At 73.1% G+C, this 26,156-nt stretch carries 23 protein-coding genes and 1 tRNA gene; 8 read left to right on the forward strand and 16 right to left on the reverse strand.

Annotated features, from left to right (window positions below; all coding sequences use genetic code 11):
- The first annotated feature begins 19 nt into the window (after nucleotides 1–19).
- The 5 genes from MJ876_RS14455 (at nucleotide 20) to MJ876_RS14475 (ending at nucleotide 3,235) form a co-directional block, all read left to right on the forward strand.
- Entirely contained in the window at nucleotides 20–223 is a 204-nt protein-coding gene (locus MJ876_RS14455) for an MbtH family protein (protein WP_240237257.1), read from the forward strand.
- Nucleotides 216–1,217, forward strand: coding sequence for an ATP-binding cassette domain-containing protein (locus MJ876_RS14460; RefSeq protein WP_240237259.1), 1,002 nt, complete (start codon nucleotides 216–218; stop codon nucleotides 1,215–1,217). The genes MJ876_RS14455 and MJ876_RS14460 overlap by 8 nt, the downstream gene beginning before the upstream one ends.
- Entirely contained in the window at nucleotides 1,214–2,065 is an 852-nt protein-coding gene (locus MJ876_RS14465) for an ABC transporter permease (RefSeq protein WP_240237261.1), read from the forward strand. Before MJ876_RS14460 ends, MJ876_RS14465 begins: the two co-directional genes overlap by 4 nt.
- Nucleotides 2,062–2,532, forward strand: a complete 471-nt coding sequence (locus MJ876_RS22300; protein ID WP_240237263.1) for a 4'-phosphopantetheinyl transferase superfamily protein — start codon at nucleotides 2,062–2,064, stop codon at nucleotides 2,530–2,532. The genes MJ876_RS14465 and MJ876_RS22300 overlap by 4 nt, the downstream gene beginning before the upstream one ends.
- Nucleotides 2,533–2,767: 235 nt before the next feature.
- Nucleotides 2,768–3,235 carry a hypothetical protein gene (locus tag MJ876_RS14475; RefSeq protein WP_240237265.1) on the forward strand — a complete coding sequence of 156 codons (468 nt, stop codon included), beginning with the start codon at nucleotides 2,768–2,770 and terminating at the stop codon, nucleotides 3,233–3,235.
- A gap of 83 nt (nucleotides 3,236–3,318) precedes the next feature.
- Here the strand turns inward: MJ876_RS14475 and MJ876_RS14480 are convergent, their stop codons facing one another.
- From MJ876_RS14480 to MJ876_RS14490, 3 genes are all read right to left on the reverse strand, one after another.
- Complete coding sequence (locus MJ876_RS14480; protein WP_240237268.1) at nucleotides 3,319–3,795, reverse strand: MarR family winged helix-turn-helix transcriptional regulator; 477 nt, start codon at nucleotides 3,793–3,795, stop codon at nucleotides 3,319–3,321.
- A gap of 751 nt (nucleotides 3,796–4,546) precedes the next feature.
- Nucleotides 4,547–4,622 (reverse strand) — tRNA-Thr (locus MJ876_RS14485).
- Nucleotides 4,623–4,695: 73 nt separating this feature from the next.
- Nucleotides 4,696–4,890 (reverse strand): hypothetical protein, encoded by a 195-nt coding sequence (locus tag MJ876_RS14490; protein ID WP_240237270.1) that lies wholly within the window; start codon nucleotides 4,888–4,890, stop codon nucleotides 4,696–4,698.
- Between the two features lie 139 nt (nucleotides 4,891–5,029).
- Between MJ876_RS14490 and MJ876_RS14495 the strand changes: the two genes are divergently transcribed.
- Nucleotides 5,030–5,947 (forward strand): LysR family transcriptional regulator, encoded by a 918-nt coding sequence (locus MJ876_RS14495; RefSeq protein ID WP_240237272.1) that lies wholly within the window; start codon nucleotides 5,030–5,032, stop codon nucleotides 5,945–5,947.
- 140 nt (nucleotides 5,948–6,087) lie between these two features.
- Here the strand turns inward: MJ876_RS14495 and MJ876_RS14500 are convergent, their stop codons facing one another.
- The 9 genes from MJ876_RS14500 to MJ876_RS14540 form a co-directional block, all read right to left on the reverse strand.
- Complete coding sequence (locus MJ876_RS14500; protein ID WP_240237274.1) at nucleotides 6,088–7,341, reverse strand: alpha-hydroxy acid oxidase; 1,254 nt, start codon at nucleotides 7,339–7,341, stop codon at nucleotides 6,088–6,090.
- A gap of 52 nt (nucleotides 7,342–7,393) precedes the next feature.
- Nucleotides 7,394–8,830, reverse strand: coding sequence for a rhamnulokinase family protein (locus tag MJ876_RS14505; protein ID WP_240237276.1), 1,437 nt, complete (start codon nucleotides 8,828–8,830; stop codon nucleotides 7,394–7,396).
- The gene (locus tag MJ876_RS14510) at nucleotides 8,830–10,875 is read right to left on the reverse strand and encodes a bifunctional aldolase/short-chain dehydrogenase (RefSeq protein WP_240237278.1); all 2,046 of its coding nucleotides are present in this window, start codon (nucleotides 10,873–10,875) and stop codon (nucleotides 8,830–8,832) included. Before MJ876_RS14510 ends, MJ876_RS14505 begins: the two co-directional genes overlap by 1 nt.
- Before the next feature lie 53 nt (nucleotides 10,876–10,928).
- Nucleotides 10,929–12,116 carry an L-rhamnose isomerase gene (gene rhaI, locus MJ876_RS14515; RefSeq protein ID WP_240237280.1) on the reverse strand — a complete coding sequence of 396 codons (1,188 nt, stop codon included), beginning with the start codon at nucleotides 12,114–12,116 and terminating at the stop codon, nucleotides 10,929–10,931.
- Between the two features lie 11 nt (nucleotides 12,117–12,127).
- The gene (locus tag MJ876_RS14520; RefSeq protein WP_240237282.1) at nucleotides 12,128–12,484 is read right to left on the reverse strand and encodes an L-rhamnose mutarotase; all 357 of its coding nucleotides are present in this window, start codon (nucleotides 12,482–12,484) and stop codon (nucleotides 12,128–12,130) included.
- 230 nt (nucleotides 12,485–12,714) lie between these two features.
- On the reverse strand, nucleotides 12,715–13,752 hold the full coding sequence (gene rhaS / locus MJ876_RS14525) for a rhamnose ABC transporter substrate-binding protein (protein WP_240237284.1): 1,038 nt from the start codon (nucleotides 13,750–13,752) through the stop codon (nucleotides 12,715–12,717).
- Nucleotides 13,753–13,822: 70 nt separating this feature from the next.
- Nucleotides 13,823–14,920 carry an ABC transporter permease gene (locus tag MJ876_RS14530; RefSeq protein ID WP_240237286.1) on the reverse strand — a complete coding sequence of 366 codons (1,098 nt, stop codon included), beginning with the start codon at nucleotides 14,918–14,920 and terminating at the stop codon, nucleotides 13,823–13,825.
- Complete coding sequence (locus tag MJ876_RS14535) at nucleotides 14,917–15,960, reverse strand: ABC transporter permease (RefSeq protein ID WP_240237288.1); 1,044 nt, start codon at nucleotides 15,958–15,960, stop codon at nucleotides 14,917–14,919. The genes MJ876_RS14530 and MJ876_RS14535 overlap by 4 nt, the downstream gene beginning before the upstream one ends.
- Entirely contained in the window at nucleotides 15,957–17,489 is a 1,533-nt protein-coding gene (locus MJ876_RS14540; RefSeq protein WP_240237290.1) for a sugar ABC transporter ATP-binding protein, read from the reverse strand. The genes MJ876_RS14535 and MJ876_RS14540 overlap by 4 nt, the downstream gene beginning before the upstream one ends.
- A gap of 135 nt (nucleotides 17,490–17,624) precedes the next feature.
- On the opposite strand from MJ876_RS14540, the gene MJ876_RS14545 reads away from it, so the two are divergent.
- Nucleotides 17,625–18,638, forward strand: a complete 1,014-nt coding sequence (locus MJ876_RS14545) for a LacI family DNA-binding transcriptional regulator (RefSeq protein ID WP_240237292.1) — start codon at nucleotides 17,625–17,627, stop codon at nucleotides 18,636–18,638.
- Nucleotides 18,639–19,823: 1,185 nt separating this feature from the next.
- On the opposite strand, the gene MJ876_RS14550 is transcribed toward MJ876_RS14545, so the two are convergent.
- The 4 genes from MJ876_RS14550 to tmk all read right to left on the reverse strand — a co-directional run bounded on the left by MJ876_RS14550 (nucleotide 19,824) and on the right by tmk (nucleotide 24,858).
- Nucleotides 19,824–20,645 (reverse strand): FGGY-family carbohydrate kinase, encoded by an 822-nt coding sequence (locus MJ876_RS14550; protein WP_240237294.1) that lies wholly within the window; start codon nucleotides 20,643–20,645, stop codon nucleotides 19,824–19,826.
- A gap of 709 nt (nucleotides 20,646–21,354) precedes the next feature.
- Nucleotides 21,355–22,962 (reverse strand): alpha/beta hydrolase, encoded by a 1,608-nt coding sequence (locus MJ876_RS14555; protein WP_240237296.1) that lies wholly within the window; start codon nucleotides 22,960–22,962, stop codon nucleotides 21,355–21,357.
- Between the two features lie 67 nt (nucleotides 22,963–23,029).
- Nucleotides 23,030–24,187 carry a DNA polymerase III subunit delta' gene (locus MJ876_RS14560; protein WP_240237297.1) on the reverse strand — a complete coding sequence of 386 codons (1,158 nt, stop codon included), beginning with the start codon at nucleotides 24,185–24,187 and terminating at the stop codon, nucleotides 23,030–23,032.
- Nucleotides 24,184–24,858 carry a dTMP kinase gene (gene tmk, locus MJ876_RS14565; protein ID WP_240237299.1) on the reverse strand — a complete coding sequence of 225 codons (675 nt, stop codon included), beginning with the start codon at nucleotides 24,856–24,858 and terminating at the stop codon, nucleotides 24,184–24,186. The genes MJ876_RS14560 and tmk overlap by 4 nt, the downstream gene beginning before the upstream one ends.
- Before the next feature lie 63 nt (nucleotides 24,859–24,921).
- On the opposite strand from tmk, the gene MJ876_RS14570 reads away from it, so the two are divergent.
- Complete coding sequence (locus tag MJ876_RS14570) at nucleotides 24,922–25,965, forward strand: aldo/keto reductase (RefSeq protein ID WP_240237301.1); 1,044 nt, start codon at nucleotides 24,922–24,924, stop codon at nucleotides 25,963–25,965.
- The last annotated feature ends 191 nt before the right edge of the window (nucleotides 25,966–26,156 follow it).

Genomic DNA, 26,156 nt, shown 5'->3' on the forward strand with positions numbered 1-26,156 from the left:
ACCCCCGAGGAGGAGCGAGATGACCAACCCGTTCGAGGACACCGACGCCCGCTACCACGTGCTCGTCAACGACGAGGGGCAGTACTCCCTGTGGCCCGTCTTCGTGGACGTGCCCGAGGGCTGGCGCGCCGTGCTGGAGGACGCGACCCGCAGCGACGCCGTCGCGTGGATCGAGGAGAACTGGGACGACCCCACGACGCTGGGGGTCGCGGTCGGTGGGTGAGCCGTCGGCCCAACCCCTGACCACCCCACGACGTCCGGCCCTGCGCGCCACCGGCCTGAGGAAGCGCTTCGGCGACCACCAGGTCCTCGACGGAGTCGACCTCGAGGTCGCCCCCGGCTCGGTGCACGCCCTGCTGGGCCCGAACGGGGCCGGCAAGACCACGACCGTGAGGATCGTCTGCGGCCTGCTGCGCGCCGACGAGGGCCGGGCGGAGATCGCCGGCCACGACGTCGTCGCCCACAGCCGGGCCGCCCGGGGAGCCCTCGGGCTCTCGGGCCAGTACGCCGCGGTCGACGAGCACCTCACCGGGTTCGAGAACCTGCATCTCCTCGGACGCCTCTACGGCCTGTCCCGTCGGCGTGCGGCCGACCGCGCCCACGAGCTGCTCGAGCGCTTCCGGCTCGACGACGTCTCCGGGCGCCGCTCCGGTCTGTACTCCGGGGGCATGCGACGCCGTCTGGACCTCGCCGGAGCCCTCGTGGCCCGTCCCCAGGTCGTCGTCCTGGACGAGCCGACCACCGGCCTCGACCCCCGCAGCCGCCTGGACATGTGGGCCGTCATCGAGGACCTCCTCGACGACGGCGTAGCAGTGCTCCTCACCACGCAGTACCTGGAGGAGGCCGACCGCCTCGCCGACGTGATCACCGTGATCGACCGCGGTGCCGTGATCGCTCGGGGGTCCGCCGAGGAGCTCAAGGAGCGGGTGCAGGGGGCGACCCTCGCGCTCCAGGTCCGCGACGGTGCGGGCCTGGACCCCGCCGCCCGCGCGCTCGAGGCCGTCGGCGTCGGCACGCCGTCCGTCGACCCCCGCACCGGGCGCGCCAGCATCGCCACCGACCGCGGGCCCGAGGTGATGGCCGACCTGCTCGCGCACCTGTCGCGCGAGGAGGTCGAGCTGGTCGACCTCGGCCTGCACCGCAGCTCCCTCGACGACGTGTTCCTGGCACTGACCGGGCACGGCGCCGAGGCACCGAAGGAGGGAGGAGCCGCATGAGCGCCCCCGCAGGATCCCGCGACGGCGTCCGGTCCGAGGCGACGTTCCTCGCCGCCGGCACCGAGACGCTCCGCAACGGCTACGTGCTCACGGGTCGCAACATGCGCCACGTCGCACGCATCCCCGGCCGGATCACCACCGGCCTCGTGCAGCCGATCATGTTCGTGGTCCTCTTCGCGTTCGTGTTCGGCGGCAGCCTCGGCGGCGAGGAGTACCGCCGGTTCCTGATGGCGGGCATCTTCGCCCAGAGCATGGTCTTCAACGCCTCCTTCACGACCGTGGGCCTCGCCAACGACCTGCAGAAGGGCATCGTCGAGCGGTTCCGCTCACTGCCGATGTCGCCGCTCTCGGTCATCCTGGGCCGCACGACCTCGGACATGGTCGTCGGCGTCGCCACCCTCGTGGTGACGGCGCTCTGCGGCCTGCTCGTCGGGTGGCGGGTCGAGGGGTCCGCCGCCGACGCACTGCTGGCCTTCGGGGTGCTGGTGCTGTTCGGGTTCGCGATGTCCTGGGTCGGCGCGACGGTCGGCGTCTTCGCCCGCACCGTCGAGGTCGCCCAGAGCGCCGGCCTGATCTGGCTGTTCCCGCTGTCGCTGATCTCGACGGCGTTCGTGTCGGCCGAGAACATGCCCACGCCGCTGCGCGAGTTCGCCGCCTGGAACCCGGTCTCCGCGGTCGCGACGTCGGTGCGCGACCTGCTGGGAAACCCCACCCCCGCGAGCCTGCCCCAGCCGGACACGTGGTCACTGCAGCACCCGACCCTCTACGCCGTGCTGTCGTCGCTGGTCGTGCTCGCGGTGTTCATGCCGCTGGTGCTGGCTCGCTACCGGAGGCTGACGCGGGGGTGAGCACGACCCACCCCGCCCGCGGCGTCAGTGTCCGGCTGGCGCCGGCGGGCACGTCGCCGTACGCGCTGCTCCGCGGGCTGGGCGCCGGACAGGTGACACGACGTCCCGGCCGCCGTCCGCGCGCGGAGCACGGGCACGTGAGCGTCGCCCGCACGGACGGCCTCGTCGCGGCCGCGCTGGCCGACCGCCCGGTGGGGGTCGACGTGGAGCGGGTGCGGCCGCTGCCCGACCTGGAGCAGCTGGTCGCGGACCACCTCGGAGCGGACGACGCCGCGGAGGTGCGCGCCGCCGTGGACCCGACGTCCGCGTTCTACGCGGTGTGGACCCGCCTGGAGGCCGTGCTCAAGGGCGAGGGCGTCGGGATCGTGGACGGCCTCGATCCCTCGGCGGAGGTCCGCGCCCGGTGGCACACCGCTGCCCTCCACGCCGGCCCTGAGCATCGCGCCGCGGTCGCCTGGCCCCGCTGATCGAAATCGGGTCCACCCCGGTCGAGCGCACCCATTGCCATGCCGCTGATTCACGTTGGCTGAGATGGGCGCTCCGAACAGGACCCCAGTGACGCGCCAAGCCGGCTGAGGTGCTGGTCCCGTTCGAGGCGTGACCGGCTCTGGCTCGACCTTGCAGGCAAACAGAGATTGGCGCCCTACGGTGGCCAGGCCGGTCCTGTCTGGGGCGGGACTCAGACCAACCGGGAGGAGTTCCGTGGTCACGTACGTCGTGCAGCTGGACTGGCCAGCCGAACGCACCCCGCACCTTGACGCTCAGTTGCTGTTGAAGCATCTGGCTGACTTCGAGCCGGTGGTGGCCGCCGGGAACATCAGGGCCGATAGGGACGGCACACCATGGACGGTCGAGGTTTGCGTCGAGGGCCGGACGCCCCGGCAGGCCGCCCAGAACGCGCTCGCGACGGTGGAGCCAGTCGTTGGCATGCGGGTGACCGGGTTCCGGGTCCGAGACTCGTCTCGGTGCGAACAGTTGGCCGATCTACGGGACGCGGTGCCGGACCTGATCGGTGAAGCTGAGCTGTGCCACCTGCTGTCGATCAGTGGCGACCATGGCGCCCGCCTGGTGCGCGAACCTGGTTTCCCTCCGATGGTGGTGCACACCGCCCACGGCGAGTTGTGGGACCTCGGCGAGGTCCAGGACTGGCTCGACGCGACGCCGAACTAGGCCCCGCCCTCGATGGGGGTTGGGTCTACCGAATTGAACGGTTCCTCCGTGCCGCACTGCGCTTGTCGCGGTTTGCCTCGTGGTCACTCCGGTGCGTCTGGTCGGTCGCTCCGGCGCGCGCTGAGGGTGGCCGCCCTGAGCGCGTCGATCTCGCCGTTGAACAACGAGATGAGTCGAACAAGATCTTCCTGGTCTTGGTCGGGCCATCCATCAAGGATGTGCAGCAGTCCCTGGCGCTGGCGCTGGATCAGCGTCTCGTAGAGGTCTCGGCCGGCGCTCGTCAGGCTGAGCATGACCACGCGGCGGTCGTGGTGGCCCCCTTCCCGGGCCAGCAAGCCGGCCCGAATCGCGTGCTGGACCTGACGTGTGGTCGTCGAGGGGTCGACGTTGAGGGCCGCAGCGATGTCGCCCATGCGTGCCGGCTCGTGCTCGCCGAGGAAGTAGAGCAGTGAGGCTGTCGTGCGTCGAACCACGGTGCCGTCTGCGAGAGTCACGGGCTCTCGAAGATTGCGCGCCATCGCTGACAACTCTCGTTCCAGATCTTTGACGAGCTGGGACACGAAGCAAACCTCGCAGCCGCTGCAGAGTTGGCAGTCCCGCCAACAGCGATAGTGGCCAGACCAGTGCTAGACGCTTGACCTTAGTCTTCGAGCCCGCGCGTGCGCGATGTCGGCACCAGGTCCCCAGTCGATCATTGGGGCTGGCACGTGCCGACCATCTCAATATTTGCTCCCAGCACTCGCTGAGTGAAGCTCCTTCTGCTGCGAGGTGGGGCATGCCCGGCACGGACAGTTTGAGTCTGTCGGTGAACTCCCCCGAACGCAGGCAGACGTCCGACGCGCGCTCGACGTCGAGCTGCGCCGACCGCTCGGCGTACCCCGGGCCCGGCTGGCCCAGGACGCGGTCGCTGACCAGGGCCGGCTCGACGTCATCGATCAGGCACAGGCACTTGGCCCCGCCCAGTGCACGGTCGGGCCGCCGGCATCGCCGAGGTGGCACGCACGGGTGCGGTCGAGCGTCTTCATGCGCGCCGGGCCCTCAGGCACTGGGCCGTTCGTGGCTGCTCGCCGTCTCGATGAAGGCGTGAGCGCGAGCGACACGCGCGCTGATGAGCGGCAACTACGCCTCTTCGCGTACGAGGGCGACGCAGTTCCCGTTCTCCACGACCGCGGCCTCGTCTTGGGGACCCCGACGCAGCGAACGCGGGAGGCCGCGGCCGAACAGTTCTCGGTCAGTACCTGGCCAGTGCTCACCGAGTCGCTGCAACTGGATCGGCCCCTGACCTGCATGAGTGCAAGTCAGGGGCCCCGGTGGAGCCGCCTGTCGGAATCGAACCGACGACCTATTCATTACGAGTGAATCGCTCTGCCGACTGAGCTAAGGCGGCGCGTCGCGGACGACGGGCGTCACGACAACGCGGGGAACTATACGGACACCCCCGGGCCGGGGTGAAACCGAGGTCAGGCCGCGGCGAGAGCGCGCTGCGGCGCGCGGGTGGAGCCGGCGGTGAGGTCGTCGAGGACGCCGGTCTGCTCGGCGCCGCACCAGCAGGTGAAGGACACCTCGAGGCCGTCGGCGACGGGGGCCACGTCGCTGATCTGGCGGACGAACATGAGCTGACGGCGCTCGCACGCGGTGCAGTGGTGGGTGAACACGGTGACCTCCCCTGGGTCGGAGCTGAATCGGATCTCGGTGCGGGACCTGGTCCCGCACCACCTAATCTGCCCGAGTCGCAGGCATAGGGGTAGCCTGACTTTCCTTCGGCTGCCCAAGGTCTGACCTAGGAGTGTGACCGTGCTCTCGCTGCACCAGCTGCGCTGCTTCCTCGCCACCTTCGAGCATGGGTCGCTGACCGGCGCCGCCGACGCCCTCGGGTACGCCCAGCCGTCGGTGTCGGAGCAGATCCGGGCCCTCGAGAAGGCGGTCGGCGCCCAGCTCTTCCGACGCGTCGGACGGGGTGTCGTCCCCACGACCGTCGCCGACGAGCTGCGTCCGCACGCCGAGCGGACGCTCGGCGCCGCCGACGAGGCGCTGCGCGCCGTCCGCGCCGCGGCGCGGCTCGAGACCGGGACGATCCGGTTCGGCATGTTCGGCACCGCACGGCTGTACGCCGGCGCCGACCTCGTGGCCGACGTCCTCGAGCGGCACCCCGGCGTCCGTGTCGAGCTGGTGGGACAGAACTCGACCGAGGTGTTCGACGAGCTCCGCCGCGGCCGGCTCGAGGCCGCGATGATCGCGGTGCCGTCGGTGAGCAGCGACGCGATGACGGTGACCCCGGTGGCTCGTGACGAGCTGGTCTACGTCAGCGCCGACCCCGAGCACGTCTCGTCACCGGTGACGGCCCACCGGCTCGCGCAGGCGTCGCTGGTGATGGCCGAGGCGACCTGGGCCGCGGAGGACTCCACGCGGATCGTGCTGCGCCGGATGCTCCAGGAGACCGGGCGCAACCCGCGCTCGCGCATCGAGGTCGAGGACGTCGAGACCGCCGTCGAGCTCGTGGGTCGCGGCCTCGCCGACTCCGTGATACCGCGCGGCGTCGTCGACCAGCTGCTCCCCCGCCTCGCGCCCGGCGCCGGGTGGACGTCGCTGCGCCCGCGGCAGTACGACACCCTCGCCATCGTCCACCGCGCCAACGCCACCCTCTCCCCCGCCGCTCGGCTCATGATCGAGCTCGCGACGCAGCGCATCGTGGCGCTGACGGAGCGGTACTGACGCTCAGCGGGGTCGGGCCCGTCACCGCCCGGCGAGGTGCGAGCGCAGCGAGCCTCGAAACCCGGTGCGGGCCGATCGTGGGCTCCCCGGGTCTCGAGGCTCCTCGCTGGCGCTCGTCACACCTCGACCACCGATGACGGTCATCTGCGCACCCTCGGCTGCAGGCGCTCGAGCTGGGTGACGTGGGAGGGCTGCAGCTCGTCGAGGGTCGCCACGCCGAGCAAACGCATGGTGCGCTCGATCTGGCCCTTGAGGATCTCCACCGTGCGGCGGACGCCGTCCTCGCCGCCGGCCATGAGGCCGTAGAGGTAGGCGCGGCCGACCTCGGTGAAGTGGGCGCCGTGGGCGATCGCGGCGACGATGTCCTGGCCGGACATGATCCCGCCGTCCACCCACACCTCGACGTCGTTGCCGACCTCCTTCACCACCTCGGGGAGCAGGTGGAAGGGCACGGGAGCGCGGTCGAGCTGGCGGCCGCCGTGGTTGGACAGCAGGACGGCGTCCACGCCCACGTCGGCGATACGCCTGGCGTCCTCGACGCTCTGCACGCCCTTCACGACGACCTTGCCGGGCCACTGGTCCTTGATCCAGGCGAGGTCCTCGTACTGCACCGTCGGGTCGAACATCGTGTCCAGCAGCTCGGCCACGGTGCCCGACCACGAGTCGAGGGACGCGAAGGCGAGCGGCTCGGTGGTGAGGAAGTTGATCCACCAGGCGGGGCGCGGGATCGCGTTGGCGACCGTCCGCGGCGTCAGGGTGGGAGGGATCGTCATGCCGTTGCGGACGTCGCGCAGGCGCGCCCCGGCGACGGGGACGTCGACGGTGACGAGCAGCGTGTCGTACCCCGCCTTCGCGGCGCGGTCGACGAGCGCCATCGAGCGGTCACGGTCCTTCCACATGTAGAGCTGGAAGAAGTGGCGACCGCCGGGGGCGGCCTCGGCGACGTCCTCGATCGAGGTGGTGCCCATCGTCGAGAGCGCGAACGGGATCCCGGCCTCGCGTGCGACGCGCGCCCCGGCGCGCTCCCCCTCGGTCTGCATCATCCGCGTGAACCCGGTCGGCGCGATGCCGAAGGGCAGCGCCACCGTCTTGCCCAGCACCTCGCGAGTGGTGTCGACGTCGGAGACGTCCCGCAGGACGGCGGGGTGGAACTCGACGTCGGCGTACGCCTGGCGGGCGCGGGCGAGCGAGACCTCGCCCTCCGCGGCGCCGTCCGTGTAGTCGAAGGCGGCCTGCGGGGTCCGACGCTTCGCGATGCGGCGCAGGTCCTCGATCGTCAGCGCCTTCGCGAGACGACGCTCCTTCGCGGACCACACCGGCTGCTTGAACTTCAGCAGCGGCGCCAGGTCGTGGCGCTTCGGCAGCTGCCGCTTGATGGTCGGGCTCTGGCTCATCGTGACTCCTGGCTTCTGGGGGTGTCGGGGACGGTACCCCGCGGTCGCGGGCTCACCCTGAGGGGTGATGGGTGCGCGGGGGGTGCGTGGTGGCCACGGCGGAGCGCAGGTCGGCCAGGCTCGCACCGTCACCGAAGGCACCGTGCGCCCGGGCCTGCACGAGGACGTTGCCGAGCGCGGTCGCCTCCACCGGCCCGGCGTGCACCGGGACCCCGGCGCGGGCGGCGAGGAGGTCGCAGACGAGGCCGTTGCGCGAGCCGCCCCCGGTGACGTGGACGGCGGGCACGGCACGCCCGGTGACCTCCGCGAGGTCGCGCAGCACCCGGGCGTACGCCGCCGCGAGACCCTCGCAGACCATGCGCACGGTCTCGGCGGGCTCGACGGGCACGGCCTCACCACGCCCCACGAGCCAGGCGGCCACCGCGGCGGCCATGTCGTCGGGGGCGGTGAACGACGGGTCGTCGACGTCCAGCGCCGGCAGGCCGGCGACCACCCGGTCGGGCAGCGCGGCGGCCTGCCCGAGCAGCCGGGGCAGGTCGGCGTCGCGACCCTGCGACCGCCACGCGTCGAGGAGCCGGGAGAGGATCCAGGTGCCCATCACGTTGCGCAGCACCCGGAAGGTGCCGTCGACGCCGCGCTCGTGGGTGAGGTTGGCGGCCCGGGCGGGGCCGGGCGGGACCGCCGCGGTCGTCTCGACGCCGACCAGGCCCCACGTGCCGAGCGACAGGTACGCCGCCCCGTCGGCTGACAGCGGCGTGCCCGCGACGGCGGAGGCGGTGTCGTGGGAGCCCACGGCGACGAGGTCGACGCCGTCGAGGAGACCGGTCGCGGCCCGCACGTGCGGCAGCAGCGGGCCGAGGCGCTCCCCCGGGTCGACGAGCGGCGGGAGCAGACCGGTCGGGACGCCGACCCGCTCGCACAGCTCCGCGTCCCACCCGCCGTCGTCCAGCCCGAGCAGGCCGGTGGTCGAGGCGTTGGTGCGCTCGGCGACGCGGACGCCGGTCAGCCAGTGACCGAGCAGGTCGGGCACCAGCAGGGCGGTGTCGGCCTCCTGGAGCAGCGGGCCCTCGGTGACGAGCTGGAAGACGGTGTTGAAGTCGAGGTGCTGCAGCCCGTTGCGGGCGTACAGCTCCTCGGGCGCGACGACGTCGTGCACCGCGCGGACGCCACGCGCCGTCCGGGCGTCGCGGTAGGTGTACGGCATCCCGAGCAGGCGGCCGTCGCGCAGCAGCCCGTAGTCGACGGCCCACGAGTCGATCCCCACCGAGACGGGGTCGTGGGCCGCCGCGCGCCGCAGCCCGACGAGCACCTCGCGGTACAGCCCGAGCAGGTCCCAGTGCAGCCCGTCGGGCAGGCGGACCGGGTCGTTGGCGAAGCGGTGCACGACCTCCAGGTCGACCCCGCCGGGCCCCGCGCGGCCGACGACGACCCGGCCGCTGGACGCACCGAGGTCGACGGCCGCGACGGTGACGCCGGCGGGGCCGGCCATCAGCGCAGGAACGCGGCGGCGACGCCGGCGTCGACGGGCACGTGCAGGCCGGTGGTGTGGGTCATCTCGGGCCCGCAGAGCACGAACACCGCGTTGGCGATGTGGCTGGGCAGCACCTCGCGCTTGAGGATCGTGCGCTGGGCGTAGAACGCGCCCAGGTCCTTCTCCTCCACGCCGTAGACCTCGGCGCGGTTGGCACCCCAGCCGCCGGCGAAGATGCCGGAGCCCTGGACGACGCCGTCCGGGTTGACGCCGTTGACCTTGATGCCGTGGGCGCCGAGCTCGGCGGCCAGCAGGCGCACCTGGTGGGCCTGGTCGGCCTTGGCGGCGCCGTACGCCACGTTGTTGGGACCGGCGAACACGGAGTTCTTCGAGGAGATGTAGACGATGTCGCCGCCCATGTCCTGCGCGATCATCGCCCTCGCCGCGGCCTGCGCGACGAGGAACGAGCCCTTGGCCATGACGTCGTGCTGGAGGTCCCAGTCGGCCTCGGAGGTGTCGAGCAGCGAGCGCGACAGCGAGAGGCCGGCGTTGTTGACGACCAGGTCGACGCCGCCGAACGCGAGGACGGTCTCGTCGACCATGGCCTGGACGGCCGCCGCGTCGGACACGTCCACCCGGACGCCGACGGCGACGTCGCTGCTGCCGATGTCGGCCGCCGCGGCCTGCGCCTTCTCGAGGTCGAGGTCGGCGACGACGACGCACGCGCCCTCGGCGGCGAGCTTCTGCGCGGTGGCCAGGCCGATGCCGGACGCCGCGCCGGTGACGAGGGCGACCCGCGTGGCGAGCGCCTTGGGCTTCGGCATCCGCTGGAGCTTGGCCTCCTCGAGCGCCCAGTACTCGATGCGGAACTTCTCCGCCTCGTCGATGGGGGCGTACGTCGAGAGCCCCTCGGCACCGCGCATCACGTTGATGGCGTTGACGTAGAACTCGCCGGCGACGCGGGCGGTCTGCTTGTCCTTGCCGAAGCTGAACATGCCGACGCCCGGCACGAGCACGATCAGCGGGTCCTTGCCGCGGATGGCGGGCGAGTCGGGCGTCGCGTGGCGGTCGTAGTAGCCCTGGTAGTCCTCGCGGTAGGCGACCGCGAGCTCGCCGAGGCGCTCGAGCGACTCCTCCACGCTCGCGGACGGCGGCAGGTCGAGGACCAGCGGCTTGACCTTGGTGCGCAGGAAGTGGTCGGGGCACGAGGTGCCGAGCGCGGCGAGCCGCGGGTGCTCGGCGGAGGCGAGGAAGTCGAGGACGACGTCGGTGTCGGTGAAGTGACCCACCATGGGGCGGTCGGCGGAGGCGATGCCGCGGACGGTCGGCGCGAGCGCGGCGGCGCGGGCGCGACGCTCGGCCTCGGGCAGCGCGTCGTACCCCTCGAGGCGGGGGCCGAAGGGCTCCTGCTTGCTGTTCGCCTCGATGTACGCCGCCGCGGTGTCGATGATCCACAGCGAGCTCTTCTCGGCCTCCTCCGAGGTGTCGCCCCAGGCGGTGATGCCGTGCCCGCCGAGGATGCAGCCCACGGCCTGCGGGTTGCGCTCCTTGCTCTCCGCGATGTCGAGCCCGAGCTGGAAGCCGGGTCGGCGCCACGGCACCCACACGACCTTGTCGCCGAAGATCTTCGCGGTGAGCTCCTCGCCGTCGGCGGCCGTCGCGATCGCGATGCCGGAGTCGGGGTGGAGGTGGTCGACATGGGCGGCGTCCACGAGCCCGTGCATGGCGGTGTCGATGGACGGCGCGGCGCCGCCCTTGCCGTGCAGGCAGTAGTCGAACGCGGCGACCATCTCGTCCTCGCGCTCGACGCCCGGGTAGACGCCGACCAGGGCGCGCATGCGGTCGAGCCGCAGGACGGCCAGGCCCTTCTCGGTGAGGGTGCCGAGGTCGCCGCCGGAGCCCTTGACCCAGACGAGCTCGACGTCCTCGCCGGTGACGGGGTCGCGCTCGGTGCCCTTCGCGGACGTGTTGCCGCCGGCGTAGTTGGTGTTCTTCGCGTCGGCGCCGAGGCGGTTGGAGCGCGCGATCAGCTCAGCGGGGACGCTGCTCTGCGGGTTCGTCATGATGCCTTTCGGAGGGTGCGGTCGAGATGGTGCGGGTCGGGGCGGGCGGACGCTCAGGTCCAGGACATCTGGGTGCCGCCGACACGGCCGGCCTCGAGCTCGGCCTGGTGGCCGGAGGCGGCGTACGCCTTCATCGGGTGCGCGGGCAGGCCGCGCTCCTCGCGCCAGGCGGCGAGGTCGGGTCGGACGTCGGTGGCGTAGGCGTCCATGAAGACCTCGTGGGCGCCGAGGACGTCGCCCGCCTCCTGCGCGGCGGCCAGGGCCTCACGGTCGACGAGCAGCGCGCGCGCCGTCATCTCCTGCACGTTGAGGACCGACCGGATCTGGCCGGGGATCTTCTCCTCGATGTTGTGGCACTGGTCGAGCATGAAGGCGACGTCGGAGCGGCCGTCGGGGTTCGCGGGGCCGTAGCCGCCGCCGCGGACGACCTCGAAGAGGATCCGGAACAGCTGGAACGGGTCGGCGGCGCCGACGATCAGGTCGTCGTCGGCGTAGAAGCGGGAGTTGAAGTCGAACGAACCGAGCTTCCCGAGCCGCAGCAGCTGCATGACGACGAACTCGATGTTCGTGCCGGGCGCGTGGTGACCGGTGTCGAGGCAGACCACGGCGCGGTCGCCGAGGGCGCTGACCTGGGCGTACGACGTGCCCCAGTCCGGGACGTCGGTGTGGTAGAACGCCGGCTCGAAGAACTTGTACTCCAGCACCAGGCGCTGGTCGTCGCCGACGCGCTCGTAGATGGTGGCGAGCGACTCGTGCAGACGGTCCTGACGCCCCCGCAGGTCGGCCTGGCCCGGGTAGTTGCTGCCCTCGGCCAGCCAGATCTTCAGGTCGCGCGACCCGGTGGCGGCCATGACGTCGAGGCACTCGAAGTGGTGGTCGATCGCCTTCTGGCGGATCTTGCGGTCCGTGTGGGTCAGGGCGCCGAGCCTGTAGTCGTCGTCCTGGAACGTGTTCGAGTTGATCGTGCCGAGCGCGACGCCGAGGTCCTCGGCGTGGCGGCGCAGGGCGGCGTAGTCGTCGTGCAGGTCCCACGGGATGTGGAGGGCCACGGTCGGCGCGAGGCCGGTGAAGCGGTGCACGGTCGCCGCGTCGGCGATCTTCTCCTCCACCGTGCGGGCGGTGCCCGGGCTGCCGAACACCTTGAAGCGGGTGCCGGAGTTGCCGAAGGCCCACGAGGGGAGCTCGATCGCCTGGCCCTCCAGCAGGGGGGCGACGGCGGCGAAGCGGTCGGTGGTGCTCATGGGTCGGTGCCTCACTGATCGGTGGTGGGAGGGGCGGCGGCGAGCTGGGTCTCGAGGTGGAAGACCTCCTCGAGCCGGACGAGGCCCCGGTCGGGGGCGGCGCCGTCCAGGCCGACGAAGAACTCGGCCATCTCGGCCTGCCAGCGGGCGTTGACGTCGGTGGCGTCCATCGCGGCCTGCGCCGCGTCGAGGTCGTCGGTCTCGACGTAGCCCACGAGCAGGCCGTCGTCGCGCACGTGCAGGGAGTAGTTGCGCCAGCCGGTGGCGGCCAGCGCGGCGAGCATGTCGGGCCACACGGCGGCGTGGCGGGCGGCGTACTCCTCGAGGCGGTCCGGTCGGACCTGGAGGGTGAAGCAGGCGCGCGTCATGGACCTCTCCTCGCCGGTGGCTGGGCTCGTGGTTCGGGGTGGGACGCCGGGCGCCCGTCCGTACGGGGGACGGGCGGGCGCCCGGCGGTCAGGGGTGCAGCGCCGGTCGGTTGCCTGTCGGGTCACGGGGTCTCGACACGCCAATCGCGGACTCGCGGTTCCTGAGCCTCTCGAAGGGCGTCCGCGCGGCTCGCTCGACCACCGTCAGCGCATCCGCTGGCGCGTCTGTACTAGAAGTCGAAGTCGTCGATGTTGGACTCGTCGAACACGGTCGGGTCGCCGAGGACAACGACGCCGTCGGCGCCGACCTCGTACTCACCGAGGTCGCCGGCGGTGAAGGTGTCGCCCTCCTCGCCGGTGATGTCGCCGTTGGCGAGCGCCTGCGCGGTGTAGGCCGACAGGTAGCCGAGCTCCTCGGGGTTCCACAGGGCGAACGACTCGACGGTGCCGTCCTCGATGTACTCGCGCATCTGGTTCGGGGTGCCGAGGCCCGTCAGCGCGACCTCGCCCTTCGCGTCCGACGTCGAGAGGTAGCGCGCGGCCGCGGCGATGCCGACGGTGGTCGGCGAGATGATCCCGGCGAGGTCGGGGTTCGACTGCAGCAGCGCGGCGGTCTCGTCGAACGACTTCTGGTCGTCGTCGTCGCCGTAGACGACGTCGACGAGCTCGATGTCGGGGTGGTTCTCCTCGAGGTCGGCCTCCATGAGGTCGATCCACTCGTTCTGGTTGGTCGCGTTCGCGGCCGCGGAGAGGATGGCCACCTGTCCCTCGTCGCCGATCTGCTCGGCGATGAGGTCGACCTGGGCCTGGGCGATGCCCTCGGCGTCGGCCTGCGCGACGAAGACGTCGCGGTACTCCGGGTTGGTGTCGGAGTCCATGGTCACGACGGGGATGTCGATGTCGCGGGCCTGCTGCAGCGCGGAGCCGATGGCCTCGGGGTCGTTGGCGGACACGACGAGCGCGCCGGTCTGCTGCTGGGTGGCGGTGTTGATGAAGCTGACCTGGCTGTCCGGGGTGGCCTCGGTCGGGCCGACCTGCTCGAACTCGCCGCCGAACTCGCCCGCGGCGGCCTCGCCACCGACCTGGGAGGCGTCGAAGTACGGGTTGCCGAGGTTCTTCGGGATGAAGGTGATGGAGAGGTCCTCACCACCGCCGCCCGAGCCGGAGCCGCCGTCGGAGCCGCCGTCGGAGCCGCACGCGCTGAGGGTCAGCGAGAACGCGGTGAGGGTCGCGAGGACCGTGAGGCCGCGCTTGGTCGTGTGGGACATGGGGTTGTCTCTCTTTCGATTCTCCGTCCCGGCGGGACGAGGTCGGGATGTGGTGCAGAGGTGGGTGGGGCTACATGCCGCCGGCGGTGGGCACGGCCGGAGGTGCCGCCTCGGCGGCGGTGGGCGGGCGTCGTCGTACGCGCCGGGAGACCCAGCCGAGCAGTGCGGCGGAGACGACCGAGGCGATGAGCAGGACGCCGGTGACGATCTGGATGACGTTCGCGCTCTGCCCGTCGAGGCGCAGGGCGGAGCCGATCACCCCGATCAGGAGGACACCTCCGAGGACGCCGGGGATCGCCCCGCGCCCGCCGAAGATCGAGACGCCGCCGAGCAGGACGGCGGCGATGACCTGCAGCTCCAGGCCGGTGGCGTTGTCACCGCGGGAGCTGCCGTAGCGCAGCGTGAAGTAGACGCCGGCGATGCCCGAGACCAGGCCGGTGAGGACGAAGGCGACGAGCTTGGTGCGCTCGACGTCGACGCCCGAGAAGCGGGCGGACTCGCTCGACAGACCGATGGCGAACAGACCCCGGCCGAAGGAGGTGAGGTGGAGCAGGAGCCCGAAGAGCGCCGCGGCGACCGCCAGGGGGACGACGATCACGGGGATCTGCGACTCGCCGAAGGTGGCGGTGACCGCGTCGGTCCAGGTGTCGGGCCAGTCCGTGATCGCCGTCGTGCCGAGCAGGCCGACGGCGACGCCACGGTAGAGCGCGAGCGTGCCGATCGTGACCGCCAGCGAGGGCAGGCCCAGCTTCGTGACGAGCAGCCCGTTGACGGCCCCGGCGAGGGCACCGGCGAGGACGGCGAGCACCGCCGCCAGGGCGATCGGCGCACCCTCGCGGGTCAGGACGCCGAACAGCACGCTGGTGACCGCCACGATGCTGGCCACCGACAGGTCGATCTCGCCGGTGACGATGACCAGCGTCATCGGCAGCGCGATGAGCAGGATCGGCGCGATGTCGAGCACCAGGAAGTAGATCGTCAGCTGGCTGTCGAAGTTCGGGATCGCGACCACGGAGTAGGAGACGACGGCGACGAGCAGACCGAGGACGGCGGCGTCCCGGGTCAGCAGCAGGCGCAGGGGCAGCGGACGCGCGGAGTCGGCGTACGTGCGGGTGGTGGTCGCCGACCCCTTCTCCGGGGTGCGCGGCGGGGTGCTGGTGGCGCTCACGAGCGGTGCCTCTCTGCGAGGAGCTTCTTGTGCTGGCGCTCGGCGAGGACCTTGTCGAGGACGATCGCGCCGAGGATGAGCAGGCCGACGACGGCGCGCTGCCAGAAGTCGGGGATGCCGAGGATGGGCAGGCCGCGGTCGATGCTCGTGAGGAGGTAGGCGCCGATGGCGGCACCGACGACCGTGCCCGAGCCGCCGAAGATGGCGACGCCACCGATGACCGCGGCTCCGACGGCCTCGAGCTCGATGCCGAACCCGACGCCGGAGCTGATGGTGCCGTAGCGGGCGACGTAGAGGATCCCGGCGAGGCCGGCCAGCGCGCCCGAGGCGGCGAAGGCGGTGAGGATGCGCTGCTTGTCCTTGAGTCCGTAGAGGGTGGCGGCGGCGGGGTCCGAGCCGATCGCGTACAGCTCGCGGCCGCCGCGCGACGTCCGCATCCAGTACGCCGCGACGGCCAGGACGACGAAGGAGACGATCGCGAGCTGCGGGATGCCGAGCAGCGACGACGTCCCGAAGGACAGCAGGCCGTCGGGGATGTCGGAGGCGTTGATGCGGTCGCTGCCGGCCCACTGCAGGTAGATGCCGCGGTACACGTACAGCGTGCCCAGGGTGATGACGAGGGCGGGGACGCGGGCGAACGCGACGAGCATGCCGTTGACGAGGCCGAGGACCGCGCCGGCGAGGACCGCGAGCAGCACCACCACGAGGATCGGCAGCCCGGTGTCGAGGAACAGACGGCCGGCGAGGTACGCCGTGAGGCCGAGGATCGAGCCGACCGACAGGTCGACGTTGCGGGTGATGATCACCATCGCCTGGCCGACGGCGAGCACCACCAGGATGCTCGGGGTCAGGAACAGGTCGCGGAAGCCGTCGGTGGAGAACACGAACCGCGGGTTGATCGCGGTGGTGACGGCGAGGAACGCGACGAGCGCCAGCAGGATGCCGGTCTCGCGCGCCTTCAGCAGCGAGGCCAGCCGGCTCTGCGGGCGGGCGGCCGGCGGCTTCGTCGCCGGGGCCGGCTCGGGGGCGAGGGTGGTCACGAGACCTTCTCCTGTCCGTGCGTGGTCGGTCCGGCGGCCGCGGTCGCTGCGGTCATGACGGACTCGGGGGTGGCCTCGGCGCGGGACAGCTCGGCGGTCTTGCGGCCCTCGCAGAGGACGACGACCCGGTCGGCCACGCCGAGCACCTCGGGCAGCTCGGAGGAGATCATGAGGATCCCCATCCCCTCCCCCGCGAGGCTCGACAGCAGGCGGTGCACCTCGGCCTTCGTGCCGACGTCGATGCCGCGGGTGGGCTCGTCGATGATCAGGACCTTCGGGGCGGTCGACAGCCACTTGGCGAGGACGACCTTCTGCTGGTTGCCGCCCGAGAGGGTGCCGGCGAGGGTGTCCATCGCCGCGGCCTTGACCTCGAGGCGCGCGGCCCAGTCCTTGGCGGTGGCGTTCTCGCGGCGGCTGGTCAGCAGCCCGCCGCGCGAGAGACGACCGCGGGTGGCGAGGGTGATGTTGCGGGCGATGGGGGCGTCGAGGACGAGCCCGTGACGACGGCGGTCCTCGGGGACCAGCGCCAGGCCGAGGTCCATCGCCCGCACGGGGTCGCGCCGCGGGACCCGCTGCCCGGCCATGCGGACCTCGCCGGCGGCGTACTCGTCGACGCCGAAGATCGCCTGGGCGACCTCGCTGCGCCCGGCCCCGACGAGGCCGGCCAGGCCGACGATCTCGCCGGCGCGGACGGTCAGGTCGACGTCGGTGAACAGGCCGGGCTGGGTGAGGCCCTCCACCTCCAGCAGGACCTCGCCGATCTCGGCGTCCTGCTTGGGGTAGAGCTCGGTGACCTCGCGGCCGACGAGGCGCCGGACGATCTCCTCGACGGTGACGTCGGTGATCGCGTCGGTGGAGACGTAGGAGCCGTCCCGCATCACGGTGATGGTGTCGCAGAGGGCGAAGACCTCGTCGAAGCGGTGGGAGATGAACAGGACGGCGCACCCGTTGTCGCGCAGGGTGCGGGCGACGGTCATGAGCCGCTCGACCTCGTTGCCGGACAGGGCGGCGGTGGGCTCGTCCATGACGAGCACGCGGGCGTCGAGCGACAGCGCCTTCGCGATCTCGATGATCTGCTGGTCGGCGATCGAGAGACCGTCGGCGGGGCGGTCGGGGTCGACGTCCACGCCGAGGCGGGCGAACAGGGCGGCGGCCTCGGCGCGCATGGCGCGGCGGTCGATGCGGCCCCAGCGGCTGGTGGGCTGGCGACCCATGAAGATGTTCTCGGTGACCGAGAGGTCGGGGAAGAGCGTCGGCTCCTGGTAGATCACGGCGATCCCGGCGGCCTTCGCCTCGGCGGTCGAGCGGAAGTCGACCGTCTGGCCCTGGAACTCGACGGTGCCGCCGTCGCGGCGGTAGAGACCGGCGATGATCTTGACCAGCGTCGACTTGCCGGCGCCGTTCTCCCCCACCAGCGCGTGGATCGAGCCGGCGTCGAGCGACAGGCTGCCCGAGCGCAGGGCGACGACGGAGCCGAACGACTTCGAGACGTCGCTCAGACGTAGGGCGGGTGCGGCGGGTGACGGCACGGCCACCTCCTGACGGGCTCGGGTGAATCGAATTATTGAATCGATTTAACGAAGTGTCCGGAATCTATGACGCCGATCACAGAGCCGTCAAGAGGCCCGGCCGGATCAGCGTTGAATCGTGTTAACGTCCGCGGCATGCCAGAGGCCCAGGTGCGGGACGTGGCGCGTCTCGCGGGGGTCTCGCCGGCGACCGTCTCGAACGCGATGAACCATCCCGACAAGGTCTCCCCGGCCACGCGCGACCGCGTGCACGCGGCGATCGCCGAGCTGGGGTTCGTCCGCAACTCCGCCGCCCACCAGCTGCGGCGAGGGACGAACCGGGCGGTCGGCATGGTCGTGCTGGACGTCGCCAACCCGTTCTTCACCGACGTCGCCCGTGGCGTCGAGGAGGGCCTCGCCGCCGAGGGCCGCCCGCTCATCCTGGGCAACTCCGGTCAGGACGCCGCCCGCGAGACGGCGTACCTCGACCTCTTCGAGGAGCAGCGCGTCTCCGGGCTGCTGGTCACCCCGGTCGGCGACACGCTGCCGCGGCTGCGCCGCCTGCGCGACCGCGGCACCTCGGTCGTCCTCGTCGACCGGAGGGTCGGGGTGCGGGAGTTCTCCTCGGTGACCGTCGACGACCGCCGCGGCGGCAGGCTCGCGACCGAGCACCTGCTGGCCCTGGGCCGGACCTCGGTCGCGTTCGTCGGCGGCCCGCCCCGGCTGAACCAGGTCCGCCACCGGCTGGAGGCCGCTCGCGCCGCCGTCGACGCCCACGGCTCCGGCTCCGTGCGCTACGTCGAGACCGCCTCCATGGACGCCGCCGCCGGCCGCGCCGGCGCCGAGCGGCTGCTCGCCCTCGACGCCCCCGAGCGCCCCGACGCGATCTTCGCCGGCAACGACCTCGTCGCCCTCGGCGTCCTCCAGGCCCTCACCCGCGCCCGCGTCGCCGTCCCCGACGACATCGCGATCATCGGCTTCGACGACATCGACTTCGCCGCCTCCGCCGCCATCCCCCTGACCTCCGTGCGCCAGCCCGCGGCCGAGATGGGCCGCACCGCCGCCACCCGCCTGCTGGAGATCATCGAGGACCCCTCGACGTCCTCGGTCGTCCACACCGTGCTCGAGCCCGAGCTCGTCGTCCGGGAGTCGACCGCGGGCCCCGGCTGACGTCCTGCTGCTCGGTCCTGACGTTCTGACCCTTCCCGGGGGCACCTGCGGGTCGGAGCGTCAGGAACGGTGCCGTCGAAGCCACCACGCGGGCTGCGTGATCGTCCAGGCGCGCAGCGCATCGGGCTCTCGGCGTGCGCGCCGATGCGCCGATGCGCCGCGAGGATCCGTCCAGCGGTTGCGGCGCGGCGGTACTCGTCCCCGGCGACCATGGTCACGCACTCGAGGCCGAGCGCCCGCAGGTCGTCCTCGCGACGCAGGTCGCGCCGGCGCCGGTCCTGACGGCGGTGGTCTCTGCCGTCGTACTCGCCGACGAGCCCGACGGCGGGATCGAGCAGGTCCACCGTCGCGACGTGCCTGCCGGTCCGGTCGAAGATCGGCGTGTTCCGGAGCGGGCGGGGCAGCCCGGCGTCCAGCTCCCACACCAGCCGCATCCGGGTCTCACCCGGCGAGGCGCTGCCCTCGGCGACCATCGGGAGCCGGGTCCGGGCGAGCGGGACGCCGAGCCACCCGCCCAGTCCGTCGAGGTGGGAGGCGACCTCGGCGGTGGAGCACAGGCCCGCAGCGATCGCCATGTCGGCCAGGACGACGGCCTCGCGGGTGTCCGTGGCGTGCCGCAGGACGAAGCACACGCTGCGGGCGGCCGAGGTCAGCGCCATGCCGTCGACGTGCACGAGCTCTCCCTCCGCGAGCCGCTCCTCCGACAGGGACACCCCGGGCCGTGGGCGGATCTCGCGCCCGGTCGTGACCAGGTCGACGTCGATCCGCAGGCCCTCGCGCCCGACGCCGTCCACCCACGCCGCCCCCTGCCAGCGGAGCGCGGCCCAGCCCGTCGCGGCGGAGGGCCGTGCGGACGGCAGCAGGACCGAGGCCTCCAGGATCCGCTGCTCGGGACGGTTGCGATCGACGTCGGCCGGGACGAACCACCCGCGCCACACGCGGACCCATCGCCCGGCCCGGACGTCCGCCCGGGTGGGTCCGCCCCGGCCCGTCGGGTCCATCGGGACCGGGCGACACAGGCCACGACGAACACCAGCGGTTGGGGCGAGGGAGGTGCTCACCGCTCGAGCCTGCAGCCGGCGGACGGCCTCTGCCGCCGCTCGTGCACAGGCCCGTTCCGTTCCTGACGTTGTGAACCGTTCCTGGCTCCAGATCGGGTCCGAACGTCAGGAACGGCGAGCGCCGTCAGCGACCGACCGCAGCTGACAGGCGAGGAGCCGTACGGCGCGCCGGGCGGTGGGTGCGCAGGGGTCGGGCGGAGGCGACGAGCGCGCGGAGGTCGGACAGGTCGGCGTCCCCGCCGAGGGCGCCGTGGGCCCGCGCCTGGACGAGGACGTTGCCGAGGGCGGCGGCGTCGGTGGGCCCGGCGAGCACGGGTACGCCGGCCCGGGCGGCGAGCGCGTCGCAGAGCAGGCCGTTCGTGGAGCCGGGGCCCGTGACGTGCACGACCAGGACGTCGCGGCCCGTCACCCGCGCGAGGTCGGCGAGCACCCGGGCGTACGCCGACGCCAGGGCGTCGCACACCATCCGCACCGTCGTCACCGGGTCGGTCGGCACCGGCTCGTCCCGCGCGCGGAGCGCCGCCGCGAGGGCCGCGGTCACGTCGCCGGGCGCGGCGAGCGCGGTGTCGAGGACGTCGAGCGCGGGCAGCCTCGCGACCACCCTGCCGGGCAGCGCCGCGGCCGCCTCGAGAAGGGCGTCGAGGTCGACCGCGCGGTTCTCCCGCCGCCACGCCCGGGCGAGCCGGGTCAGCAGCGACCGGCCCGGGAGGGCGCGCTGCAGCAGGACCGTGCCGTCGACGCCACGCTGCTGAGAGAACCCCGCCGTCCGCGCCGGTCCCGGTGGCAGGGGCGACGTCGTCTCGACACCGACGACGGCCGTGGCGCCGAGAAACAGGTGGGCGGCGCCGTCCACCGACAGGGGCGTCCCCACCAGCGCGGAAGCGGTGTCGAGGCCGGCCACGGCGACGAGCTCGACGTCCTCGGCGAGGCGGGTGGCCGCCCGCACGTGGGGCAGCAGTGGGCCCAGCCGGTCCCCGGGCTCGACCAGCGGGGGCAGGAGGCGCCGCGGGACGCCGAGCCGCGCGCACAGCGCAGGTGCCGCTCCACAGCCCGAGCAACCCGGTCGTGGCGGCGTTCGTCCGCTCGGCGACGCGGACCCCGGCGAGCCGGTGGCCGACCAGGTCGGGCAGCAGGAGCAGCGTGTCCGCCTCGTCGAGCAGGACCCCGTGCGCGACGAGACGCCGGACCGCGGTGGCGTCGGGGTGGTGCAGCCCTCCCCGTCCGTCGGTCACCGCGGTGGGCAGGGCCACGGACGACGGCGGGGTCGCGGCCTCGGGGAGAGGGTCGGCCAGCAGCCTGTCGCCGGCCAGCAGCCCGACGACGCCACCCGGGCCGTCGAGCCCCACGGACGCCGGCCGGTACGCCGCCGCCCGCCGCAGCCCGTCGTGCACCCCGCGCAGGAGGTGGCCGCCGTCCGGACCCGCCGGCGGGGCCGCGAACCGGTGGACGACCTCGGTCGACAGGCCCGCGGGACCCACCCGCCCCACGACGACCCGGCCGCCACCGAGGTCGAGGTCAACCGCGGCGACAGCCAGCTCGCGCACCGTCACCATGGCCGGGAGCGTAGGTCGGCGCGAGCCCGGTCCGCAGGAGAACCGCTTGGTAGGACCACACGATGTGGCGGGGGCCGAGGGGCCCCAGGAGACTCCGGGGACTCAGCACTCCAGGCCGTCGTCGGGCACGGTCCCCTCGATCAGGTAGGACTCCACCGCCTCGTCGACGCAGGTGTTGCCCTGGTTGTAGCCGGTGTGGCCGTCGCCGTCGCGGCTCACGAGGACGCCGCTGTCCAGCTGGTCGGCGAGCGCGACCGACCACTCGTACGGCGTCGCCGGGTCGCGGGTGGTGCCGACGACCACGATGGGCTCGGCCCCCTCGGCGATGGTCTCGCCGGGCTCGGGGCCGCTGCCGGTGGCGTCCGGACCGGAGCCGGGGAAGCCCTCGCAGGCGGCCAGCGAGTAGGCGAAGACCTCGCCGAAGGTCGGCGAGACGCGCTCGAAGTCACCGACCTCGCCGGCGGCCTCGTCCACCGTCACGGCGTACGGGTCGTCGAGGCAGTTGACGGCGTAGATGGCCTCGCCGGAGTTGTCGGCGTAGCTGCCGTCCGGCTGGCGCGAGGCGTAGGTGTCCGCGAACGCGAGCAGGCCCGTGCCGTCGCCGTCCAGGGCGGCGCCGAGGGCGTCGTCGAGCTGCGGCCAGGACTGCTCGGCGTACAGCGGGGTGGCCAGGCCGTAGAAGGCGGTGCCGGCCGTGAGCTCGCGGTCGCCCACGGCGAGCGGCTGCTCGTCGACGTCGGCGAGGAAGCCGGCCACGGTCCGCAGGCCGGCGTCCACGTCGTCGCCGAGGTAGCAGTCGCCGCCGTCGACGCAGTCGGTCACGTACGCCGTCAGGGCGGTCTCGAAACCACCGGCCTGGCCGAGCGTGACCTCGCGGCTCGGCAGCGAGACGTCGATGCCACCGTCGAGCACGAGACGCCCGACGCGGTCGGGGAACGCGTCGGCGTACGTCGCGCCCAGCTTGGTGCCGTACGACGCGCCGAAGTAGGTCAGCCGCGACTCCCCCAGCGCGGCCCGCAGGACGTCGACGTCCTGGGCCGCCTCGCGGGTCGACACGTGCTCCGTGAGCGGGGCGTCGGCCTCGCAGCCGGCGCCGAGCTCGTCGTACAGGCCGGTCAGCTCCTGGCGCTCGGTGCGGTCGTCCGGCGCCGGGTCGGCCGCGAACAGGGCGTCGAGCTGCTCGTCGTCCAGGCAGTCGACGGGGTCGCTGGCACCGGTCCCGCGGGGGTCGAAGCCGACGACGTCGAACGCGTCCAGCAGCGGCGCACGGAAGACGAACTGCGCGACCGCGGCGTACTGGGTGCCCGGCGCGCCGGGGCCGCCGGGGTTCACCACGAGCGAGCCGACCCGGTCCGCGTCGGAGTCGACCGGGTTGCGCAGGACGGCGAGGTCCAGTGTCTCGCCGTCGGGCTCCTCGTAGTCCAGCGGGACCGTCAGGGTCCCGCACTCGAGGCCCTGCCCGGACTCGCAGTCCTCCCAGGCGACCTGCTGGGAGTAGAACGGTTGCAGCGCGGGCGACGGTGCCTCGGTGGCGTCGTCGGGGGCGGTCGTCGGGCTCGCGCTCTCGCTCGCGGCGGGGGCGCTGTCGACGTCCTGCTGACGCTCGAGGTCGGTCTCGTCGCCCAGGAGGAGCCCGATGACGAGCAGGGCACCTCCGACGACGACGACGAAACCGATGACGATCAGGGCGATCACGCGGTTGCGTGGCACCGGTGGGCTCCCTTCGGGGCGTGGGGGGCGGTGGGGTCGAGCGGACCGGCTCGGCCAGTCTTGCCGATCAGCCGGGGACCGGTACCCACAAGCGCACCATCAGGGCCTCCAGGGCGAGCTGCACGCCCACGTTGAACTCCAGCATCTGCTCGCGGGCGGCGAGCACCGCGTCGATCCGCTGCAGCTGCACCTGCGGTGGCGCGGCCGCCGCGATCCGCTCGACCTCCGCGCGACGCTCCTCGTTGACGAGCACCCCCGGAGAGCCGAGCGCGACGGCGAGCGCGTCGCGGTAGACCGAGACGATGTCGGTCAGGCCGCGGTCGACGACGTCGAGGTACTGCCGCTTGGCCCGCGTCTTCTGGTCCCGCTCGAGGGCGGCGACGGCGGGGGCGTACTCCCGCGGCCGGCGGCCGCGCTCGACGACGCCGTACGACGTGTCGAGGTCGGCCCGCTCCCGGGCGTCGACCTCGCCGGTGATCGCGTCGGCCTCGGCCTTGGCGGCCTCGGCGAGCCGGGTCGCCATCGCCAGGCACGCGCCGAGGCCGGTCAGCTGGCCGGGGATCGCGACGACCTGGTCGCGCCGGGCCCGGGTCTCCGGGTCCCGGACGAGCGCCCGCGCCCGCCCGATGTGGCCCTGGCTCGCCCGGGCGGCGTACGACGCGAGCGCGGGCTCGGCGCCCTCGGTGGCCGCCAGGTGCGCGGCGACGTCCTCGGGCGGGGGCGTGGTCAGGGTGACCAGGCGGCAGCGGGAGCGGATCGTGGGCAGGACGTCCTCGACCGTCGGCGTGCACAGCAGCCACACCGTCCGGGCGCCGGGCTCCTCGATGGCCTTGAGCAGCGCGTTGACGGCGTGCTCGGTGAGGCGGTCGGCGTCCTCCACCACGATGACCTGCCACCCGTGGCCGGTCGGGGTGAGGCTGGCCCGGCGGACCAGCTCACGGACCTCGTCGACACCGATCGAGAGCTTCGCCGTGCGGACCCGGGTGACGTCGGGATGGCTGCCGGCGAGCACGGTCCGGCAGGCCCGGCACTCGCCGCAGCCCGGCTGCCCGCCGGGCCCGCGCTCGCACTGCAGCGCGGCGGCGAAGGCCACGGCGGCCACCGATCGACCCGACCCCGGGGGTCCGGTGAAGAGCCAGGCGTGCGTCATCTGCCGTCCGGCCGCGGCCGGCGTCAGCGCCTCGACGACCGCCCGCTGCCCGACGAGGCGGTCCCAGACGCTCACCGCGCCGCCTCCGTGCGGGCCGCGAGCAGCGTCTCGACCCGCTCGAGCACGGCGGCGTGCGTCTTGTCGACGGGGGCGCGGGCGTCGAGCACGAGGTAGGAGGCCGGGTCGGCCGCGGCCAGGGCGAGGAACCCGTCGCGGACGCGGGCGTGGAACGCCTCCCCCGCCCCCTCGATGCGGTCGCGGCCGCTGAACCGCGCCATCCCCGCGGCGGGGTCGAGGTCGAGCAGCACCGTGACGTCGGGCCGCAGGTCGCCGGTCGCCCACCGCGCCACCCGCTCGACCTCGTCGGTCGCCAGCGTGCGCCCGGCGCCCTGGTAGGCGAGCGTGGAGTCGACGTACCGGTCGGTGACGACGACCTCCCCGCGGGCCAGTGCCGGCTCGACCACGGTCGCGACGTGCTCGGCCTTGTCGGCGGCGTAGATCAGGGCCTCGGTCCGCGGAGCGAGGTCGCCCGTCTCCGGGCTCAGCAGGATCTCGCGCAGGCGCGCGCCGACCGGGGTGTCGCCCGGCTCGAACGTGGCGACCACGGTGCGACCGGCCGCGCGCAGGTGGTCGACCAGCAGCCGGGACTGCGTCGACTTGCCCGCCCCCTCGCCCCCCTCGAAGCAGACGAACACCCCGCGCCGACGCGTGCCGGCGGGGGCGTCGGGGGCCTCGGGTGGGGTCACGACGACGAACCTAGCCGCCGGCACCGACGGCCGGTTCCCCTGGCCGGTGGCACTGTGGACGACATGGAGACCAGCGACTACCGGCCCCTCGGGCCCACCGGCATGAAGGTCAGCCCGCTCTGCCTCGGCGCGATGATGTTCGGCGCCTGGGGCGAGCCCGACCACGACGAGTCCACCCGCATCATCCGCACCGCGCTCGACGCGGGGATCAACTTCGTCGACACCGCCGACATCTACTCGCAGGGCGAGTCCGAGGAGATCGTCGGCAAGGCCCTGGAGGGCCGCCGGGACGAGGTGATCCTCGCGACCAAGTTCCACGGGCCGATGGACGTGCCGATGGGTCAGACCGGCGACCCCAACGGCTGGGGCAACTCCCGGCGCTGGGTCGTGCGCGAGGTCGAGAACAGCCTGCGGCGGCTGCGCACCGACTGGATCGACCTCTACCAGGTGCACCGCCCCGACGACCTCACCTCCGACGAGGAGACCCTCTCGGCGCTCACCGACCTGCAGCAGCAGGGCAAGATCCGCGCGTTCGGCTCCTCCACCTTCCCCGCCCACCACATGGTCGAGGCCCAGTGGACGGCGGAGCGCCGGGGGCTGGGCCGCTACGTCACCGAGCAGCCGCCGTACTCGCTGCTCTTCCGCCGGATCGAGGCCGACGTCCTGCCCGTCGCGGAGAGGTACGGCATGGGCGTCATCCCGTGGAGCCCGCTGGCCGGCGGCTGGCTCACCGGCAAGGTGCGGAAGGGCCAGGAGGCCCCCGAGACGAACCGTTCGAAGATGTTCGACGGGTTCTTCTCCGACGAGGCCAAGCTGGAGGCCGTCGAGCAGCTGAACCTGCTCGCCGAGGACGCCGGCATCTCGATGGTCCACCTCGCGCTGGCGTTCGTCATGCAGCACCCGGGGGTGACCGCGCCGATCATCGGGCCCCGCACGATGGAGCAGCTCGAGAGCCAGCTCGGAGCCGCCGACGTCCGCCTCAGCAGCGACGTCCTCGACCGCATCGACGAGATCGTCCCGCCCGGCCGCAACGTCTCTCCCGGCGACGAGGGCTACACCCCGAAGGCCCTCACCGACCCGTTCCTGCGGAGGCGCCGCACGGCCTGACCGCTGGGTCGCTCGGCGCCCAGGGGCCTCAGGGTGCTCAGGTTTCACCAGCCGGCTGGTGGAACCCCGACCGGGCGGACGAAACTTCGTGGGCCAGGTCGGGGCATCGTCCGCCGGGTCTGCGGGCGCGGGGGTTTCACCCACCGGGGTGTGGAACCCCCGCCGGGGCTCCGAAACCCGCCCGGCGGACG

The sequence above is a fragment of the Nocardioides sp. CFH 31398 genome (assembly GCF_022436705.1).
Taxonomy (GTDB): domain Bacteria; phylum Actinomycetota; class Actinomycetes; order Propionibacteriales; family Nocardioidaceae; genus Nocardioides.

What these genes read in the sequence shown, in the direction of transcription:
- rhaI (WP_240237280.1), bottom strand. Translation starts at nt 12,116, where the DNA reads ATGAGCACCACCGACCGCTTCGCCGCCGTCGCCCCCCTGCTGGAGGGC.
- MJ876_RS14455 (WP_240237257.1), top strand. Translation starts at nt 20, where the DNA reads ATGACCAACCCGTTCGAGGACACCGACGCCCGCTACCACGTGCTCGTC.
- MJ876_RS14545 (WP_240237292.1), top strand. Translation starts at nt 17,625, where the DNA reads ATGCCAGAGGCCCAGGTGCGGGACGTGGCGCGTCTCGCGGGGGTCTCG.
- MJ876_RS14500 (WP_240237274.1), bottom strand. Translation starts at nt 7,341, where the DNA reads ATGAGCCAGAGCCCGACCATCAAGCGGCAGCTGCCGAAGCGCCACGAC.
- rhaS (WP_240237284.1), bottom strand. Translation starts at nt 13,752, where the DNA reads ATGTCCCACACGACCAAGCGCGGCCTCACGGTCCTCGCGACCCTCACC.
- MJ876_RS14465 (WP_240237261.1), top strand. Translation starts at nt 1,214, where the DNA reads ATGAGCGCCCCCGCAGGATCCCGCGACGGCGTCCGGTCCGAGGCGACG.
- MJ876_RS14570 (WP_240237301.1), top strand. Translation starts at nt 24,922, where the DNA reads ATGGAGACCAGCGACTACCGGCCCCTCGGGCCCACCGGCATGAAGGTC.
- MJ876_RS14520 (WP_240237282.1), bottom strand. Translation starts at nt 12,484, where the DNA reads ATGACGCGCGCCTGCTTCACCCTCCAGGTCCGACCGGACCGCCTCGAG.
- MJ876_RS14505 (WP_240237276.1), bottom strand. Translation starts at nt 8,830, where the DNA reads ATGGCCGGCCCCGCCGGCGTCACCGTCGCGGCCGTCGACCTCGGTGCG.
- MJ876_RS14510 (WP_240237278.1), bottom strand. Translation starts at nt 10,875, where the DNA reads ATGACGAACCCGCAGAGCAGCGTCCCCGCTGAGCTGATCGCGCGCTCC.